Source organism: Fictibacillus nanhaiensis (genome assembly GCF_049537595.1).
In the GTDB taxonomy this organism is placed as follows: domain Bacteria; phylum Bacillota; class Bacilli; order Bacillales; family Fictibacillaceae; genus Fictibacillus; species Fictibacillus nanhaiensis_F.
In genome coordinates this window covers 1,431,707-1,449,416 of the sequence record NZ_JBMULM010000001.1, presented here as the reverse complement: position 1 = coordinate 1,449,416, position 17,710 = coordinate 1,431,707, and the positions used below count along the sequence as shown (strand labels likewise).

Sequence of the window (17,710 nt, the reverse complement as noted above, 5' to 3'; positions counted from 1 at the left end):
CAATTTCTACAAATGTATTTTTCAAAATAACACACAAAAATATATTCACGGTAATCTTAATTAATTTCACGGTAATCCGCAATTTATTCACGGTAAATAGTTATTTATTCACGGTAATTGCTTTTATATTCACGGTACTCAATTACGTAATAATAATGTGACATAACGGACAAGCAGAATCCATAGAAATAGATGATGAGCATTAGGTTAGGAGGGGTATTATGCCAGGCGTCACTCTCTCTATGTGTTTGAAAATCAACCGAGACACGTTCGTCTATCCACAAAATAACGGCGGCGTTTATCTCCGTAACAACGTGACTTCTATACAAATGAACGGAGATACGATCGATCAATGGCTGCAAAAATTAATTCCTATGTTAGATGGTAACCGGTCCATGGAGCAAATTACGGACGGACTGCCTGATCCATATAAAGAGCAAGTCTTTAAGATCGCTGAAGTGTTATACAAAAATGGTTTTGTTCGGGATACAAGTCAGGACCTTCCACATCAGCTGCCCCCTGCTCTTTTAGAAAAATATGCATCACAGATTGAATTTATTGATCACCTTAGCCACTCTGGTGCGCATCGATTTCAAAATTATCATGAATCAAAAGTCGCTGTTATAGGCTGTGGTCCACTTCTCACTTCACTTACAGCTTCACTTTTACAATCAGGACTTCCTGCTTTCACAATATTTCACAAGGCTGTAAACCAAGATGAAACCAAAAAACTGCAAGAGCGAATAAAGGCCACAAAAAAGCAAGAGCCCGAATCTTTCATTACACTCTTACCCTTTAATGAAAACAGCTGTACAGAAGATCTAACAAACGTTGATTATGTTCTTTATGCAAACGGAGATGAGAACACAGAAGAACTCCTTATGGTCCAAAACATATGCAGGGAACAATCAAAATCATTTCTACCTGTTACATTACAAAACAATCAAGCTTTTGTAGGTCCATTTGTGTTATCTGATTCTGCAGCATGCTGGAAAACAGCTTCTATACGTTTAGGAACAAAAAGCAGCGAGGGAAACAAATCCATTCCATCCCGCACAGCTTCAAGCCTAATCGCGAACGTCGCTGTTTTTATGTTGTTCAAAAAGATAACAGGTGTACAGGAAAACCCAGAAAACTACATCTATCAATTGAATATGAAGACATTTGAAGGAAGCTGGAATCACGTATCTCCCCACCCTCTAGTAAACAAAAAAATGAAGGTTGATCAGATCGAAGACCCTCTCTTGTTCTTAAAAGATTCACCAAACCGAGAACTTGATCTGTATTCGTTGTTTTATCAGATTACATCAAGGGAAACCGGACTATTCCGTTTGTTTGAAGAAGAAGATTTAACCCAGCTTCCACTGTCACAGTGCCAAGTAAAAGTGGCAGACCCTTTTGGTGAGAGTGAACCAGAAGTTATCACAGTTTCAGGCAGAACACACGAAGATGCCCGACTAGAAGCAGGTTTATCTGGAATTGAAACCTATGTGAAAAAGTTATTTCAAAATTCTCCAGATGCTAAGAGTGTTGGTACCGGCCGATCTGCAGCTGAAGGAATGTGTAGAGCACTGCAAAACAAGCTGCAAGAAATCTTCATGAAATCTCAAAACAAAATGCAAGTTTCTGCAGAAATTAATGTAAGTTCTATTAAAGACTCATACTCCACTTTCCTAATTCAAGCACTTTCAACGCTTGGTGATGAGATTGATGAGATCAAACTCTATTTAGGAAAGAATGTTTATGGTTTTCCGGTGGTATGGGTTCAGCAGGATAGTAAATGTTTCGGCTCTATAGGTCTAGATGAGAACCGTGCATTACAAAACGCACTTCAAGGAGCTCTTATGTATCGGCAAAATAAAGCAAAAGCATCTAGCAAGAAATGCATAATATCGTCTAGCACCATTCCAACCAGTCGACTTCAAACGATTACCCTCTCAGAAACAAAAGAAGTACCACTAACAAAAGCTTTAACATCTGCTCTACAAACGTTAAAAATTAACAACTGCAACGTAAAGTTTTACACGCTACATGCAGAGTCCATTCTGAACGAAAATACTTCTGGCCTGTTTGGAATCACACTCTCTTCGGAGGTTCAATCATGACTCAAACAATCATTTTGATCGGAAATGGTAGTCTAGCAAATGAAGTCTACCACCAACTATATGAAACCTGTCACATCTCTCGTTTTAAAACGGTGGAAGATGCAGTAATCAATAATGAAAAGCTAGCATTAGTTCTTCATGATAGCTGGAATCCGGCTCAGCATGTTAAAGCCGAAGAATTGTTCCAAAACTGCAATATGCCATGGCTGCGTGGTTTTGTGTTCTTTGGTGAAGCACATATTGGTCCACTCGTTCAGCAAGATCAACCAGGCTGCTCACAATGTGCGGATCTTCGCTTTTTCATGACCGGCCAAGACCGTAGAATACATTTTCACATGAAAGAAGATCAATTATTAAAACAAGAATTACCGCGCGATGTTTGGGCTACTAATCTTGCAATCAACCAGACAGCTGCCCTCATTTGTGATGAGGTCGAGCGCTTTTTGCATGATGGTACTCCGCATACTGGGGTACACGTATACTTGATGAACCTACAAACGTTCAAACTTTCAAAGCATTTCTTTTTACCAGATCCTTATTGTGAAACTTGTGGTGACATACCACTTGATACCGATGATCATGCTAAGGTTTCTCTTCAATCTAGTCCTAAAATCTCACGAGACGTTTATCGTTGTCGTTCGATAGATGAGCTACAGAAAGTATTAAGTCGAGATTATTTAGATAATCGTACTGGCCTTCTCAATTTTAAACGATATGACTTGATCTCACCTTTCGCAGACACTGTTGTTAACCTGCCTTTGCTCTCTGGTAACGAACTGAATGCCGGCCGGACACATTCGTATCTGCATAGTGAACAAGCGGGTATTTTAGAAGGACTTGAGCGGTATTGTGGTTATGCGCCACGAGGAAAACGTACAATCGTTTATGAACCTTACAACAAAGTGAAAAATGTAGCGATGAATCCTCTATCAATTGGAACTCATTCACAAAAACAATACAGTCAGCACCATTTTCCTTTTCGACTGTTTGATCCAGACCGTCCGATCCACTGGGTGTGGGGATATTCGTTATCCAAGGACCGGCCTACATTAGTACCTGAATCATTCGCCTATTACAGCATGGGTGGCGGAGAAGGGTTTGTTTATGAAACTTCAAACGGCTGTGCAGTTGGTGGTAGCTTAGAGGAAGCCATTCTATATGGAATCTTCGAGATCGTGGAGCGTGACGCGTTTCTTATGACGTGGTACGGCGAACTGCCTATTCCGCGTCTTGACATGAAATCAATAGATGACTGGGAGCTTCAGCTCATGGTTCAGCGCATCCTCCATGTGACAGGGTTTGAGATTCAATTATTTAATGCCACTACTGAAAACGGGATTCCAAGCATTTGGGCGATGGCAAAGAATACGAAGAACGATGGCTTGAATCTGCTTTGCGCAGCAGGTGCCCATCTTGATCCACTGAGAGCAGCCAAAGGTGCTGTTCAAGAACTTTCGGGCATGCTTCTTAATATGGAAGAAAGCTTTTTGAAGGATCGGAAGAAGTACGAAAAGATGTTTAAAGACTCTAGTCTTGTTCGTCATATGGAAGATCACTCGATGGTTTACGGCTTAAAAGAAGCAGAGAAAAGGTTGTACTTTTTACTAGATAAACGGAAGGTGCGTGATTTTGAAGAAGAGTTCAAACCGGTTCGTCAAACTGACGATCTTTTAGAGGACCTAAATAGTGTGCTGAAAATCTTCAAGAAACTAAATCTCGAAGTAATCGTTGTGGATCAAACGGGACCAGAATTAAAACGGAACAGTCTACATTGTGTAAAAGTGATCATTCCTGGCATGCTGCCGATGACGTTCGGACATCATCTCACTCGATTACAAGGATTAGACCGCGTACTCACGGTACCGATGAAGCTCGGATATGTGAAACAAGCGTTATCACCCGACGAACTGAACCCGCTCCCTCACCCATTTCCTTAAAACTGTACTAAGAAAGAAAGGGGCATTTTACATGAACCTCGATGAGTTTTTATACAGACTTCATTACGAGACCGAGAAGATTACTCCGCCTGATTGGGAGGTAAACTGGGAAGATGCCCCGCTTCCCTATAAATTGTACACAGCAAATCTGCCTGTAGTTGAATTAACTAGAAATCATTCTAATATCCTCTCACCAAGTACTCACCCAACGCTAACTGATCTAAGTCAATTTCTTTCGTATTCCTATGGAATTACACAGTTGAGTGAATCGTTTCTTTCCTTGGATTCAGTGGATACGTGGATGACTTATCGCCGCTTCGCTCCCTCTGGAGGTGCACTCTATCCAAGTGAAGTGTATCTATATGTGAAGCTCCACGAACTACCTACTGGCATCTATCATTACGATGCTGCACATCATTCGTTGATTTGTTTGCGTGAGGGGAATTTTGATGATTATTTGGATCAAGCTTTAGGAAATCGCTGCGATATGTCAAAATGTTTTGCAGCTGTATTTGTATCGACTTTCTTTTGGAAAAACTTCTTTAAATATCACAACTTCTCTTACCGTCTTCAAGGACTCGACGCAGGCTTTTTACTTGGCCAGATGTTAGAAGTCGGAAAACATAAGGAATTTGGGACTGGCGTTTATTATCAATTCTTAGATGGGGCAATCAACCATCTACTTGGGATTCATGAGGATGAGGAAAGTGTGTATGCCGTTCTTCCTCTCTCCATAGACAACAATATGAAATGGTTTGAAGATATAAAAGACGTTCAGACTACCTCAGCAAAACTATGTGAAGAGCTTGTGCCCATACATCTTCAACATTACATGAAGTCTAAGGTTGTTCATCCTTATCCAATGCTGCGTAAATTAAATCAAGCTTGTATGTTGCATACTTTTTCTAATGATAAAAAGCGTTCAATAAATAATGTTTCACCTCTTGTAAAAATACCGCAAACCAACGATATATCTAATTCGTTTTCAAAAGCATGCAGACATCGATATTCCCCAGGACAAGATTTTGTTTTAAAACCACTACAATTCGAAACCATTTCACACCTTTTAAATGAACTAACTTTCATGAGTCACTATCGAAACGATATTGATCAAGATATATCACTCTTAACGTCCCGTGTTTCCCTTCGATTTACTTCATATGGTGTAGAGGGACTTTCTAACGGTATGTATGAAGTCTGTACATCTACTCATAAGATAAAGCAGATCTCACAAGGTGATTATCGAATGGCTCTACAAGATGGTCTGCTTTCCGATTTTGTTAACATGGCTCAGATTCCACTTTCTTTTAATTTTAGCGGCAGCAGAAAGCACTACCAGGAACTGTACGGTTATCGCGGTCATCGGATTCAGCACATGGAAACGGGCATATTAGCTCATAAACTGCTACTCGCTGCCTCTCTACAAAGTATGAACGGCCATCCTGTTCTCGGGTTTGATGTTCCTTCGTATGATGGCTTGTTCCAACTAGGAAAATATGAAAGAACGAGTTTACTACAGATTCCAATCGGTTACCACAGGCCACCAGCAAGATTACAAAGTCATTTGGATGTGTAAAAGCCTGTGGCTATGGGGCCACAGGCTTTGATGTGTGTTGAACATTTAGTTGCTATCTACATTCTTATACCGGTTGAAAAAAACATAAGAAGCAATGGTTGTGATGAGAACCGTTGATAGAACCACAACAAGCATGCCCGTAAATTTATAAACGCCCGGCAAAAAGGATATCGCGACAAGCAGAATTCCTGCAACTACAAAGAGCTTTCCGCTAAGCTGATGTGTCTTTCTCCACGTCTTTTCATTCGCAAGCGTCCACGGTGTGCGTACTCCGATAAAGTAGTTGTGTTTGATTCGCGGCAAGTAGTTTCCAAGTACGATAAAAAGTAACCCGATCCCCAAATTTACGACTAATGAAATGTCTATATTAAAACCTAAACTATAGCCGATAGTCACACATTGAATAAGCAAGAAGAACGCGTTTATGATTGTAATAACAATGAGATAACTGCCAGAAAATTTCTTGTAGTTCTCTTTCTTCGGATCAATTCTCGGCATGTAAATAAACAACATCATCATAACGATCATTAAAATTGGTGAAAAGAACACGGCATTTAGTTTATCCCAATACCCATCCACCTCACCGTTGATGTTCCAATGCATCGCCATTTGATCAGGCAGATAAGGATACGCGATCACACCGACCAGTACACTAAGTGCAATAAGAAGGTAACTCCATCCATACTTTTTCATCATTTTTCCTCCTTTGTTGTAAACGTGAAATACCAGCTCATTAATTCATGAAACACCGTTGTGTTCAAAGAATAATAGATATGCTGTCCTCTTCTCTCATCATCGATTAACGAAGCATGCTTTAAGATTTTTAGATGATGAGACACACTCGGCTTTTGCATGTCGAAATGTGAAGCGATCTCTCCTGCTGTTAGTTCATCTTCTTTTAACAGCGTTAAGATTTGTCTTCGAGTCGGATCAGATAATGCTTTAAATGCTTCATTAAGAGACATTTTGTCACCTCAGGATGTTTTCCGTTATTAGATATTTAGATAAGTGTCTAACTATCTAATTACATAATATGTTTATTTTACATTTGTGTCAATCATTACAGTAAAATTGGATCAATTAAAATAAGCACATTATTAGTTAAATAAATGTGCTTACTTCAAGGAATATTCTTTTGATTTAACGATGAGATGGCCAAGACCCCTGCATTTTTCTTAGCAGCATGATCTGACCGGTATGATAAGCATCATGAAGTAAGATATCAATAAGATCACTTTCTAATCCACTTTCTTTTAATTCTTCAGAACTCATCTTATTGAGTAACTCTTTTAGTTTGTTGTGTACGTTTTCTGCACGATTGATGGTAAGATTCCAGTCATCATCGTCTTCTGTTTGTTTGGTGATAAAGAAGGTATCGTTTCCATCTATTCGCGTCCACACTTGTCCTTCCAAAGTGGCAACAAGTCTTTCTTTGTAATAGATGAGATGATTGACGTTCTCCCAGATGGATTTTGTTGCTTCGCCCGGTGGTCTAAAGCTCGCTTGCTTAGCCGTTAATCCTTCTATAGCTGGTTTGAGGGACGCGTACCAGCTCTCTTTATCAAACGTGGAGTCCAACACTTTTAGTAAGAATTCGGCTCTGCTCATGTTCCTAACCCTCCTAATGGTTTGTCGGATTTTTTACCATTGGTTCCATGAGGTCTGTATCTGGCGGAGCGTATCCTAATTGTCTGCCCATCTTCACAATCTGTCCCTTATGATGAAATTCATGAGTCATCGTGTGGGTAAATAACCACAATGCCGTAAAATCAGCTTGACTGCCATTTCTAAACGTCACTTCTACTGTTTGATCCCAATTGTCTTCGAATTTGTCGAGAAATTCATAGACCAATTCATCTATTTTTCTAAAAAGCTCACGCATTTCTTGTACGTTATGTATGGACTCGGACGTAATATCAGAAAGCGACTTCCCAAGAGCACGAGCACCGAGCCATACTTGGTAACAACCCGCTACGTGGACATGTTGGCTCAGAATAGATTCACCACTAAATCCTTCAAGTTTCTTTGCATAATCACTTAGGGATATCGTCTCGCAATATTGAAAAAGAGTCTCTCTCGTTATACGTACCCAGTCATACTGAGTTCTGAACAAATTCATACTCTCATCTCCTTTTTGAACTCACGAATACTTCCCCATCTATAAGATGATTTCCTTCTTGAATGGTTTAAAAAATATTCACCATCAACCTATTCAAAAAAGATGCATCCCTTTTAATAGGAATACATCTTTGATAAAGAAATGCTCATAATGTTTGTAAAAATCGGTCAATCCGGCGCATCGCCTCTTCAAGCTTTTGAACAGAGGTTGCATACGAGCAACGAACATGTCCCTCTCCACTCTCGCCAAAAACACTACCCGGAACAACCGCAACCTGTTCTTTCATCAGAAGCTGTTCGGCAAACCCTTCCGATGACAATCCAGTCTTTTCGATAGAAGGAAATACATAAAAAGCACCGCCTGGCACATGGCATGATAAACCCATCTCCTCAAGAGCATGAATGACTAAACTACGGCGCTGCCTATAGCTTTCCTTCATTTTCACTACATCCTTCTGCCCGTTAACGAGTGCTTCAAGGGCAGCATGCTGAGCCATCGTAGGAGCGCACATCATCGTATACTGATGGATTTTTAACATGGCTTGCAATATAGCTTTAGGTCCACAAGCAAAGCCTAATCGCCAACCTGTCATGGCAAATGCTTTTGAAAATCCAGAAATTAAGATCGTGCGATCACGCATATTTTTCACTGCAGGAAAACTCGTATACGGTTCATCGTATGTTAGTTCAGCATAAATTTCATCTGAAATCACGAGCAAGTCATGCTTCTCTACTACCTCCGCAATTCTTTGCAAATCGCCTTTTGACAAAACAGTGCCTGTAGGATTATTTGGACTGCATAACATAAGCACTTTCGTTTTGTCTGTGATCGCCGCTTCGATTTGTTCAGGCTGAAGCTTGAAATCATCCTCGCTATACGTGTTTACCGGAACAGGGACTCCGCCAGCAAGTGTTACTGTTGGTGCGTAGGAAACAAAGCTTGGCTCAACAACAATAACTTCCTCTCCGGGATTAAGGACCGCACGCAAAGCTAAATCAATCGCCTGTGAAGCACCGACTGTAACCACCATTTCATCTTCAGCACTATACGTAACACCGAACCGTCGTTTCATATAGCGAGAGATCTCATTTCGAAGCTCAAACAATCCTGCATTGGCGGTATAAGCGGTATAGCCTTGTTCCAATGAATGATAACTCGCTTCAATCACGTTCCAAGGTGTAACGAAGTCCGGCTCCCCGACTCCTAAAGAAATGACGTTTTCCATCGAGGAAGCAAGGTCAAAGAAACGACGAATACCAGACGGCTGAATAGATTGCACGGTATTTGATAAATATTTTGAAGTTGGTTCAGTAATCATGGCGACACCACGATTCGTTTATCTTCATTGTTATCACTAAATACAAGGCCATCATGCTTGTATTTTTTTAAAATAAAATGAGTTGTTGTTGAGATGACTGAATCGATAGTCGAAAGTTTTTCCGATACAAAACGCCCAACTTCTGCCATCGTTTTACCTTCGATCGACACCGACAGATCGTAAACGCCAGACATGAGATAGACTGCTTTCACTTCTGGGAATCGGTAAATGCGCTCTGCCACTTTATCAAAGCCAACACCTCGTTTTGGTGTGACCTTTACATCGATCATGGCTGTTACAGCTCCATCTTCTGTTCCTTTTGTCCAGTCAATTATGGCTGAATAGCCTAGAATCACTTTTTCTTTTTCAAGCTTTTCTAAGATTTGTTTTGTTTCATCCTCTGTTATTCCCATTAACTTTGCGATCGTACCTGTTTCGAGACGTCCGTTTTTTTCAATGAGTTGCAATAATTCGCGTTCTGTAGAGTTCAAATCAATCACTCGCTTTTAGTAGATTATGCTGACCATTATAACAAACCCTCTACGTTAATCCACTCGGAATTTTTACATAATACACGGATATTCGTTAATAACGGTTTCTTTCATTATTCTAATTGAAGCCAATCATGGCATTCATCTGCTAACCGCTGTAACTCGTTAATGAAAACACTAGCGTGATAGCCATCACAAACGGCATGATGCACCTGTATAGATAATGGAAGCAATATTTTAGAATCCAAGGTGAAATATTTACCACTTGTAATGATGGGTAACAAATAATTGTTATCCTCATTTTTGTTCAAATTAAATCCTGTAAAGCTAATCCAAGGAATCATGGATATCGGAAAGGAATTTGGAGGTTCATCCTTTTTCGTGATTAATCCTTTAACATTAGAATATCGCGATATATCCTCATTGTAGTTTTTATAAAAACGATGAAATTCACTGGAATACTCTGTCCAAATACTAGAGAACGATTTATTATCACGATGAAAGATCGTATAGCTTGGCAACATTTCATCCCAAAAACCTAGCTTCCCATCCTTAAAACAGGTGCGGAATTCTTCATGAGCATTTACAACGTTACTAACCATGAAAATGAGAGCAGGATAAAACTTAACTCCCTTATCACGAATATGTTCTAGTAATCTTGTGATGTCAATGTTTGCGGTTAAGCTAAAGGTGCATTTTTGACTTAAGTAATGTTCAAAATAGGGAGTTCTATCCCAATTCTCTTTATTGATTGCACGAAACTTCATATGTTTAGCCTCCTAAAATTTGTTCATTGTTTTTTAGAAGGCTATCTTATCTGTTTTTGCCATGTTTCTCACCTCAAAACTACTCATTGAGTTCCCTAGTTATTTTACAAGGATGTTAGCTACAAACTCTGTATCTCCTTGATCAGAATCGAAGTCTATCTCTAGAACATAATTTCCTTTTTCTTTTGGAAAAAAGAAAGTTTTGTCAGTTTCACTTAGCATGTGAAGATCGTTTCCTTTTCGAGCTACAACACCAATGCGAACTTCCGAATATGGATTCATTCCTTCGATCTCATTTTGTTCAATAATTAAATAACCGCTACTTCCAGGTTTAACGGTAATTTGCTTTTCCTTGGCAGCAAGTGCTTTTAGATCAATATATTCTTTATCATAATCTTCGTCAGTAAAGTTCCACTTTCGGTTTCCTTCTTTAAGTTTGTATAACTCATCGCCCACCTGAAGAAACGCTTCTGGGGGACTCTCGTAATATTCTTCGCCTATACAGCCTGTTAATAATAAAGGTGCCAGAATAAGTGTTGCTAGAAAAATTACGCTTTTTGTCATGTTCATAGTTCAAATCCTTCACTTTTACTATTTTAATAAAAAAGGATATCAATCCGTTTTTGATTGGAAATGAATCCGAATAAAAAGGATAAGAAGATTATTAATATGAAATAGATTTTTATCATTTGAGTTTTCTTCCATATATATATGTTTGTTAAAACCATTATGGAAAAATAAACTACACTTGCAGCTATAGTAATAAATAGCACGGGAATTAATAATCCTTCATCTAATGTAGGATCTAAAGTCCTCCCAAGTGCTTCTGCAATATACAGATAAAGTAATACAAATTAAACAAGCAAGTAGTGAAATAAATATCCAAAAATGATGTTGAAAACAAACGTTACAAGAAATAATAAAATGTAGTTCACCTACTTTAAATGTAATGACAAATGAACCTTTTTAAAAGAGCATTCTCTTCTCTAATTCTTAAAAACACTTCAATAAAAAGTACAATTCTCCTTCTTGACGAAATGTACCTACTCAATAGTTATATTCAGTAAAATGTCTCGAATCACTGTGATCTCAGATACAACTGCAAATTGCTTCTGTAGAGGAGGTTGTGACACATTCTTATAAAACATTAATTCTTAAATAAGGTCATTCTTCTAAAAGTCTTAAATATAGTCTTTAAATTCTTCTGTAACATGCTTAGCTGAAAAACCTTTTCAGACGTAAATTTTGAAAGTCCCTCATCCTACAAAAGCCTGTGAATTCTTATTTAACTTTATACTACATAAGTTTGATTCATTTAATGTCCATTGTTGGTATATTAGTTATCGTAGATTTGTTATTTGAAAGAAAATACCTAATAGAAAGAGGTTGATTTTTAATGAAATCGTTGAGCAACATTTTTCGTTCATCTGCTTTTCGTAAAATTGTGCCTGTGCTATTTCTTTCTAGTGCAACTCTTGTAGGCTCAATCAGTCATGTTGATGCTAAAGAAACAAGACCCAATGAACAAGGAACTGCAAATCATCATGTTTTTTCCAAACTTGAGGAAAAATTTGATGCTAAACTCGGAATCTATGCTTTGGATACTAGTACAAATCAAACAGTAAACTACCAATCAGATGAGCGCTTTGCTTATACCTCTACTCATAAAGCTCTAGCTGTAGGAGCACTTTTACAACAGATTTCTATAGAAGACCTTAATCAAACCATTACCTATACACGCGACGATCTTGTCACTTATAGTCCGATTACAGAAAATCATGTTGATACGGGAATGACTCTTAGTGAGCTAGCGGATGCTTCTCTTCGATACAGTGACAATACGGCTGGAAACCTTATTCTTAAACAACTGGGAGGACCGGCTGGATTTAAAGAATCACTGGAGGAAATTGGTGATTATGTTACCACTCCAGAGCGCTATGAGCCTGATTTAAACGAAGTTAATCCCGGTGAAATTCACGATACAAGCACACCAAGAGCACTTGCTACTAGTCTTCAAGCCTATGCACTGAAAGATATAATCCCAACTGAAAAACGCGAATTATTAATAGATTGGATGAAGAGAAACACTACTGGAGATGCCTTAATTCGTTCAGGAGTGCCAAAAGGGTGGGAAGTAGCTGATAAGACTGGGGCAGGATCATATGGCACGCGAAATGACATTGCGATCATTTGGCCGCCAAATAGAGACCCTATTGTTCTTGCTGTACTTTCCAGTCGTGATCAAAAAGATGCTGATTATAACGACAAGCTTATTGCTGAAGCAACGAAAGAAGTAATAAAGATCCTCAAAGTCAATAAATAACACGCGTTACGTCCAAAAGTTGAAGTAGATAAGCGCTCTTAAAAATGCAGGATAACTTTTATCTTGCATTTTTCTTTGCTCTTTTAAACATAAGATCCTCAACTATCTCTGTTCCACTTGCTTAATTCTTTTAAGACACTATTTTTCAGATAGTTGTACTGATTATAGTTTGTATCCATAAATGCTTCTTGTCTATTCGAAGGCATATCTTCATAACTTATACATTCATTGAATTGATATTTTGTAAAATCAAACCGTATATTGTGAATCATATTGTAAAAGTGCCACCCCTCAGATAAGAGAGTTTTGCGTATTTCACCACCTAGGATGTCATTGACTACTAATGTTGTAACCCCGCATTGTCCTTTTGAAGGGTTTTCTGCACTCCATTTAGAGCTTGATTTTAATGACCACGATTGTTCCAAAGCGTAATTCAGCTGCGCCTTAGCAAACACTTCAATAGTATCCATTATTAATCCCCTTTATCAGTTTTGTATTATCTTGCTTTTATTCGACATTTCCCTACTTTAAGCCTCTTAATGATTCTTCTTATTTCTCTTAATTTTAGCCGTTGATGTTCAAGAACATATTTTTAAATAATGCTGCTGGTTGCATTCTACTAAAAATTTAGATTTTTAATAAATCATAAATATAATGGCTCTCGAAACGTGTCAAGCTTTACTGTCATAGATTAAAAAGCTAAGGAGGAATTATTTGAGGAATAGGAGTGAACCATATGTATGCTTATCGCAACCCACAAATAAATCAATACGGACCGATGGAAGTTATAGTTATAGAACCTTTTGTTTATGAAGCGTTACGAAGTTTGGTTGGAAAAAGAGCAGTATTAGATACCACACGCGGTTCCGTTAGTGGAATTGTAATTGATGCAAAGCCTGATCATGTTGTCATTCAAGAGCAGGATTCTAGATTCTTTGTTCGTCTGCGTGAGATAGTTTGGATAATGCCTGAAACTTAAGTAATCTAAATTTTATTTTGCTATTGCTTTAGGCACGTCAAAAATTAAACTTCTTAACTCAAACAGACTATCATCTTTAATTGGATTAGTCTGTTTGAGTTTCAATCATTCTTCTGTATGAAGTTTGATGAAACCTAAAAATGCAATTTCGTTATATTTAATTATCTTAATCTGTCTAAAAAACACACTGTTAAAAACTGTTTGCTAACCATTTATCACACCATGAAAGACCCAACGTTTTCAAGGTTTCGTCTAGTTACTTTTTAGACATTGTTATTAGCTGTGGAACAAAAATGAATTCTGCACCCTTAAAGTATTTTTTCATTTTAAATATTTTAGGTTTCAAATCGTTTCAGAAGTGGTATATAGAACAGGTACTTTAACAAGGTAAAGAGTAAAATTAATTAGACGTCCTATTTTAAGTCATAAGTGTTGTCATAACAGCCCATTCATTCAGGGCTGCATATTTTTACCTTACTACTAGTACTTTTATACTATTTCAGGATATTAAAAAACAGGGGGCTATTACAATGGCAATAAAAAAATTATCACTTTTCAACGAATGTTTTGGTCAGGTTGAAGGAAATGTACAAAAATTAGATAACTCGCCACTGAGTCAGTTAAACGCACAGTCTTTAAAATATGAGACGAAGGTTCCACAATTAGAGTACATGTGTCTGATGATGGAAAACATCGTTTTAACAAAGAAGCTTAAAGGTAATGTCTATGCAGGTTTCCAAAAGTTTTCTCGTGCGAAGAACGTACTCGACAGATTTCAGGCTATGACGGAGTATTCAAACGTTCATATCTTTGGTGAAAACGATGCTGTGATGGATTCCACAGATGGAATCAATTACATCGAACTCCCACCTAACAGCGAGTTGATGCGAGAATGGTTTCTGATCATCGATAGTCCTACATTCAAATCCATGATGGTTGCTTACGACATGGAAGGCTTCGGGGTACACGAGGTTGAAGAAGGTCGTAAGTTTAAAGGGGTCAAAACTTCAAGTCCGCGGGTGATCGAACATGCTACTAATCTATTAGCACCATACATAAAAGTTACGGTAAAGGGTTAGTTTCTAGGGTAGCCATAGGCTGCCCTTTCATATTGAATTTAAGGAGAAATATATATGTCGCGTATTCAAAAAATGACATCTATCGCTATCTTAACTGCGTTTAGCATGATCTTATATCTGTTCAAGGTACCACTTCCCTTTTTTCCGATCTTCCTCACGCTTGATGTTAGTGATGTACCAGCCTTAGTCGGAGCCATCCTAATGGGTCCTGTAGCGGGTATTCTTATTCAGTTCTTCAAAAATGGTCTCGAATACATGTCACACGGAAGTTATGTCGGTCTACCGATCAACCAGATCGCCAACTTCTTTTCTGGTGCACTCATCGTAGGACTGATCGGGGTTTTCTATCAATATCAAAAAAAATTGAATTGGATAAGCTTTGTTATGTCGATCAGTGTATTCTTGATCGCCATGTTTGCACTTAACTATTACTTTATCCTGCCTACCATTATGAAACTATTAGGTCTGAATATGGATCAATACCTGAGTGCTTTTAAAAGTTCAAACCAACTTGTCAAAGACTTTGAATCAGCGGTCTTACTCATTATCGTTCCTTTCAATCTCATAAAGATTATCATGGTGTATGCGATAGGGTTGCCGTTTGCTTTTAAACTGCAACGCATCCTACAAAAAAGGAGTATGGCTGTATGAAAAAGATTATGACAAACAAGAAGAACCTGATGTTGGTCATTGCAGCGATTATCGTTTCAGTACTACTTTCTCTCTATCAATATTACGTAAATTCTTTTCTTCTTTCTTTTATAGGAACTCTAGTTGTAGTTTCAGTTGCTGTAAGGTTTTTAGTCTTTAAGAAGAATAAGAGCACAGCTTTTGAAACGGAGATACAAAAAGAAGACACTCCTTCTTCAACGATCATCGAATCACTTGAAGAACTTCGTCACTTGGAAGCGCACAGTGAACATTTAAATGCAATAAACGGTCAGGTAAACGGATCTTCAGAGATGGTGAGCGGCCAGCTCATCGAGATGGTAGGAGATATACAGAAACAACATGAGCTCATCACGTATTTTGGAGATCAACTTGGAAGAATTAATGGGATGATTCAAAACCTTGATGCGATTATAGAGGTTACCAACAGCACAACAAGAGCTGTGACAGAGTTATCCAATGAGGGTAAACAAAAGGTAGATGATTTTAGCGTCGTTTTTACTAAGATTGTCACAATCACAAAAGAGTTTGGAGAATACAACCAAGAATTGCTTGGAAAGATGAAAAAAGTCACTGAGGCGCTTACTTCGATCGAGTACATTTCTACCCAAACGAACCTGCTTGCACTAAATGCTTCAATTGAAGCAGCACGTGCGGGTGTACATGGAGCAGGATTCGGAGTTGTTGCTGACGAGATTCGAAAACTATCCGTTCAGGTCAAAGACAGTGCAGAAACCATAAACAACATCATTAGAGCTGTCAACGGAAGTATAAAAATGCAAGAACAATTGTATGAACAGAACGCATCAGTCATAAAAGATGGAAAAACAAAGAGTTTACATATGATTGACATTTTTGATGGTGTGATTTCTAGTATAAACACCCTCTCTCTTCAGTCCGATGAACTCAAACAGAACTCAACAGAAGTGGAAGTTGAAAACCAACGATTGATAGAAAGTATGCAAGATGTGTTACAGCTTACAGAAAAGTTAAGTAGGCGTACAGAAGGATCGTCTGAGATGACGATGGAACAACAAGCTCACTTGATGGAGCTTGAGATGACTGTGCTGACAATGGTCGAACATATAAAGACCATTCAAGAACACTTGAAGAGTCATATTGAGTACCAAGGGAATGTTACATGGATTCGCCCTGGTGATCTAAAACAGAGACATGAGATGAAGCTCGCAGAATAATACGAATTTACACCTATATTTTAATAGCTCGTGTTGACGTCTAAACAAAGTATATACAAAATAAAAAGTAACCACCCCGTGTCCGTCCAGACAAAAATCAAAAGGGTAGGTTACTTTTTTATACTTGATATGAGCCACTGCTGTTCGTGAAACGTTACTACTGAGCTCTGCTTTTAAAATTATGTTTGAAACAACATTCCATTTAGCGCATCAACGTACCTCTTCGCTGATCGTTGAACCGACTCTGCAGCACCTTCTTTGATCACTCGGTTAAAAGCATCATAGATACGATTAAAGGTTAGTTCTTCCATTCGCTGAGAGATCCTTTCAACCGTATCCCCTGGTAAAGGAATAAAGTTAGGATAACTATACATAAAACTGACCCATTCCCGGTCCGCTACAATACGTACGATATCTCCACATAGAAGAACACCTTTTTGGTGGTTCCCTTCTTTCCATTCAAGGATGGTACCTCCTTTAAAATGGCCACCGATTCTCTGAAGGACGATATCTTCACTTAGTTCTTGCGTGTCACCCGACCAGAATACGATTCTTTCACTCATTCTCGTTACCCACTTCTTATCATCTTCATGTATATAAAGAGTGGCATTGAATGTTTCAGCCCATTCCACTTGAGTGGAATAATAATGAGGATGTGATAACGCGATCGCATCGATACCACCCAGCTGCTGAATGACTTCAATCGTATGTTCATCTATGTAACTCACACAATCCCATAACACGTTATATCCATTCCCTTTTACAAGGTAAGCTGTTTGACCGATTCCAAAACTCGGACTGGTCTGAAGCCGATACAGGTTTTCCTCTTCCATACTTACTTCCGTTTTATAGGTACCACTCTCAACCATCGATTCTAATGTAGTCCACGATTGTCCTTTTGAACTCACATACTGTCTTTCTTCTTCACAGATCTTACAGGAATGTGGTTCATTTACAGAACCCTCGTATTGAACCCCACACGTCTCACAAATATAGTTTTGCATGATACTCCCCCCTTCTATCTCTATAACTCAGATTATAATCACAGAAGGAAATTTATAGAAATTTTATGCTTGTACGTTTTAGAATTCTCTATATACTTTTACAACAACGTATATGATAACAACATTTTTTTATAAGAGACGTTTAAT

General features: G+C 38.4%; 18 protein-coding genes. 8 read left to right on the top strand and 10 right to left on the bottom strand.

Annotated features, from left to right (window positions below; translation table 11 throughout):
• The first annotated feature begins 221 nt into the window (after positions 1–221).
• Genes ACOZ9X_RS07395 through ACOZ9X_RS07385 form a run of 3 tightly spaced genes read left to right on the top strand, consistent with a single transcriptional unit; the run spans position 222 to position 5,618 of the window.
• Complete coding sequence (locus tag ACOZ9X_RS07395) at positions 222–2,105, top strand: bacteriocin maturation protein (protein WP_423417611.1); 1,884 nt, start codon at positions 222–224, stop codon at positions 2,103–2,105.
• Positions 2,102–4,042 carry a TOMM precursor leader peptide-binding protein gene (locus ACOZ9X_RS07390; protein ID WP_423417610.1) on the top strand — a complete coding sequence of 647 codons (1,941 nt, stop codon included), beginning with the start codon at positions 2,102–2,104 and terminating at the stop codon, positions 4,040–4,042. The genes ACOZ9X_RS07395 and ACOZ9X_RS07390 overlap by 4 nt, the downstream gene beginning before the upstream one ends.
• 31 nt (positions 4,043–4,073) lie before the next feature.
• Positions 4,074–5,618: a SagB family peptide dehydrogenase gene (locus tag ACOZ9X_RS07385; RefSeq protein ID WP_423417609.1), complete on the top strand. Its 1,545-nt coding sequence runs from the start codon at positions 4,074–4,076 to the stop codon at positions 5,616–5,618.
• Positions 5,619–5,663: 45 nt separating this feature from the next.
• Here ACOZ9X_RS07385 and ACOZ9X_RS07380 read toward each other — a convergent pair whose 3' ends face one another.
• The 8 genes from ACOZ9X_RS07380 to ACOZ9X_RS07345 form a co-directional block, all read right to left on the bottom strand.
• Entirely contained in the window at positions 5,664–6,314 is a 651-nt protein-coding gene (locus ACOZ9X_RS07380; protein ID WP_423417608.1) for an SdpI family protein, read from the bottom strand.
• Complete coding sequence (locus ACOZ9X_RS07375; RefSeq protein ID WP_066394788.1) at positions 6,311–6,583, bottom strand: autorepressor SdpR family transcription factor; 273 nt, start codon at positions 6,581–6,583, stop codon at positions 6,311–6,313. Before ACOZ9X_RS07375 ends, ACOZ9X_RS07380 begins: the two co-directional genes overlap by 4 nt.
• Before the next feature lie 175 nt (positions 6,584–6,758).
• Positions 6,759–7,226 carry a DinB family protein gene (locus ACOZ9X_RS07370; protein ID WP_423417607.1) on the bottom strand — a complete coding sequence of 156 codons (468 nt, stop codon included), beginning with the start codon at positions 7,224–7,226 and terminating at the stop codon, positions 6,759–6,761.
• 13 nt (positions 7,227–7,239) lie between these two features.
• Positions 7,240–7,737, bottom strand: a complete 498-nt coding sequence (locus ACOZ9X_RS07365) for a DinB family protein (protein ID WP_423417606.1) — start codon at positions 7,735–7,737, stop codon at positions 7,240–7,242.
• 145 nt (positions 7,738–7,882) lie between these two features.
• Positions 7,883–9,055, bottom strand: coding sequence for an aminotransferase (locus tag ACOZ9X_RS07360; RefSeq protein WP_423417605.1), 1,173 nt, complete (start codon positions 9,053–9,055; stop codon positions 7,883–7,885).
• Positions 9,052–9,546, bottom strand: a complete 495-nt coding sequence (locus ACOZ9X_RS07355) for an Lrp/AsnC family transcriptional regulator (RefSeq protein WP_423417604.1) — start codon at positions 9,544–9,546, stop codon at positions 9,052–9,054. Before ACOZ9X_RS07355 ends, ACOZ9X_RS07360 begins: the two co-directional genes overlap by 4 nt.
• 113 nt (positions 9,547–9,659) lie before the next feature.
• Positions 9,660–10,313: a type A chloramphenicol O-acetyltransferase gene (catA, locus tag ACOZ9X_RS07350; protein WP_423417603.1), complete on the bottom strand. Its 654-nt coding sequence runs from the start codon at positions 10,311–10,313 to the stop codon at positions 9,660–9,662.
• Positions 10,314–10,412: 99 nt separating this feature from the next.
• Positions 10,413–10,883, bottom strand: a complete 471-nt coding sequence (locus tag ACOZ9X_RS07345; protein ID WP_423417602.1) for a hypothetical protein — start codon at positions 10,881–10,883, stop codon at positions 10,413–10,415.
• A gap of 826 nt (positions 10,884–11,709) precedes the next feature.
• Here ACOZ9X_RS07345 and bla point away from each other — a divergent pair.
• On the top strand, positions 11,710–12,636 hold the full coding sequence (gene bla / locus ACOZ9X_RS07340; protein ID WP_423417601.1) for a class A beta-lactamase: 927 nt from the start codon (positions 11,710–11,712) through the stop codon (positions 12,634–12,636).
• A gap of 98 nt (positions 12,637–12,734) precedes the next feature.
• Here bla and ACOZ9X_RS07335 read toward each other — a convergent pair whose 3' ends face one another.
• Positions 12,735–13,106 carry a YunG family protein gene (locus tag ACOZ9X_RS07335; RefSeq protein WP_423417600.1) on the bottom strand — a complete coding sequence of 124 codons (372 nt, stop codon included), beginning with the start codon at positions 13,104–13,106 and terminating at the stop codon, positions 12,735–12,737.
• 266 nt (positions 13,107–13,372) lie between these two features.
• On the opposite strand from ACOZ9X_RS07335, the gene ACOZ9X_RS07330 reads away from it, so the two are divergent.
• The 4 genes from ACOZ9X_RS07330 to ACOZ9X_RS07315 all read left to right on the top strand — a co-directional run bounded on the left by ACOZ9X_RS07330 (position 13,373) and on the right by ACOZ9X_RS07315 (position 16,559).
• On the top strand, positions 13,373–13,615 hold the full coding sequence (locus tag ACOZ9X_RS07330) for a YuzF family protein (RefSeq protein ID WP_423417599.1): 243 nt from the start codon (positions 13,373–13,375) through the stop codon (positions 13,613–13,615).
• 530 nt (positions 13,616–14,145) lie between these two features.
• Positions 14,146–14,694 carry a DICT sensory domain-containing protein gene (locus ACOZ9X_RS07325; protein WP_423417598.1) on the top strand — a complete coding sequence of 183 codons (549 nt, stop codon included), beginning with the start codon at positions 14,146–14,148 and terminating at the stop codon, positions 14,692–14,694.
• 54 nt (positions 14,695–14,748) lie between these two features.
• Entirely contained in the window at positions 14,749–15,345 is a 597-nt protein-coding gene (locus ACOZ9X_RS07320) for an ECF transporter S component (RefSeq protein ID WP_423417597.1), read from the top strand.
• On the top strand, positions 15,342–16,559 hold the full coding sequence (locus ACOZ9X_RS07315; protein ID WP_423417596.1) for a methyl-accepting chemotaxis protein: 1,218 nt from the start codon (positions 15,342–15,344) through the stop codon (positions 16,557–16,559). The genes ACOZ9X_RS07320 and ACOZ9X_RS07315 overlap by 4 nt, the downstream gene beginning before the upstream one ends.
• A 179-nt stretch (positions 16,560–16,738) precedes the next feature.
• Here the strand turns inward: ACOZ9X_RS07315 and ACOZ9X_RS07310 are convergent, their stop codons facing one another.
• Entirely contained in the window at positions 16,739–17,563 is an 825-nt protein-coding gene (locus ACOZ9X_RS07310; protein ID WP_423417595.1) for a hypothetical protein, read from the bottom strand.
• Positions 17,564–17,710 lie beyond the last annotated feature (147 nt).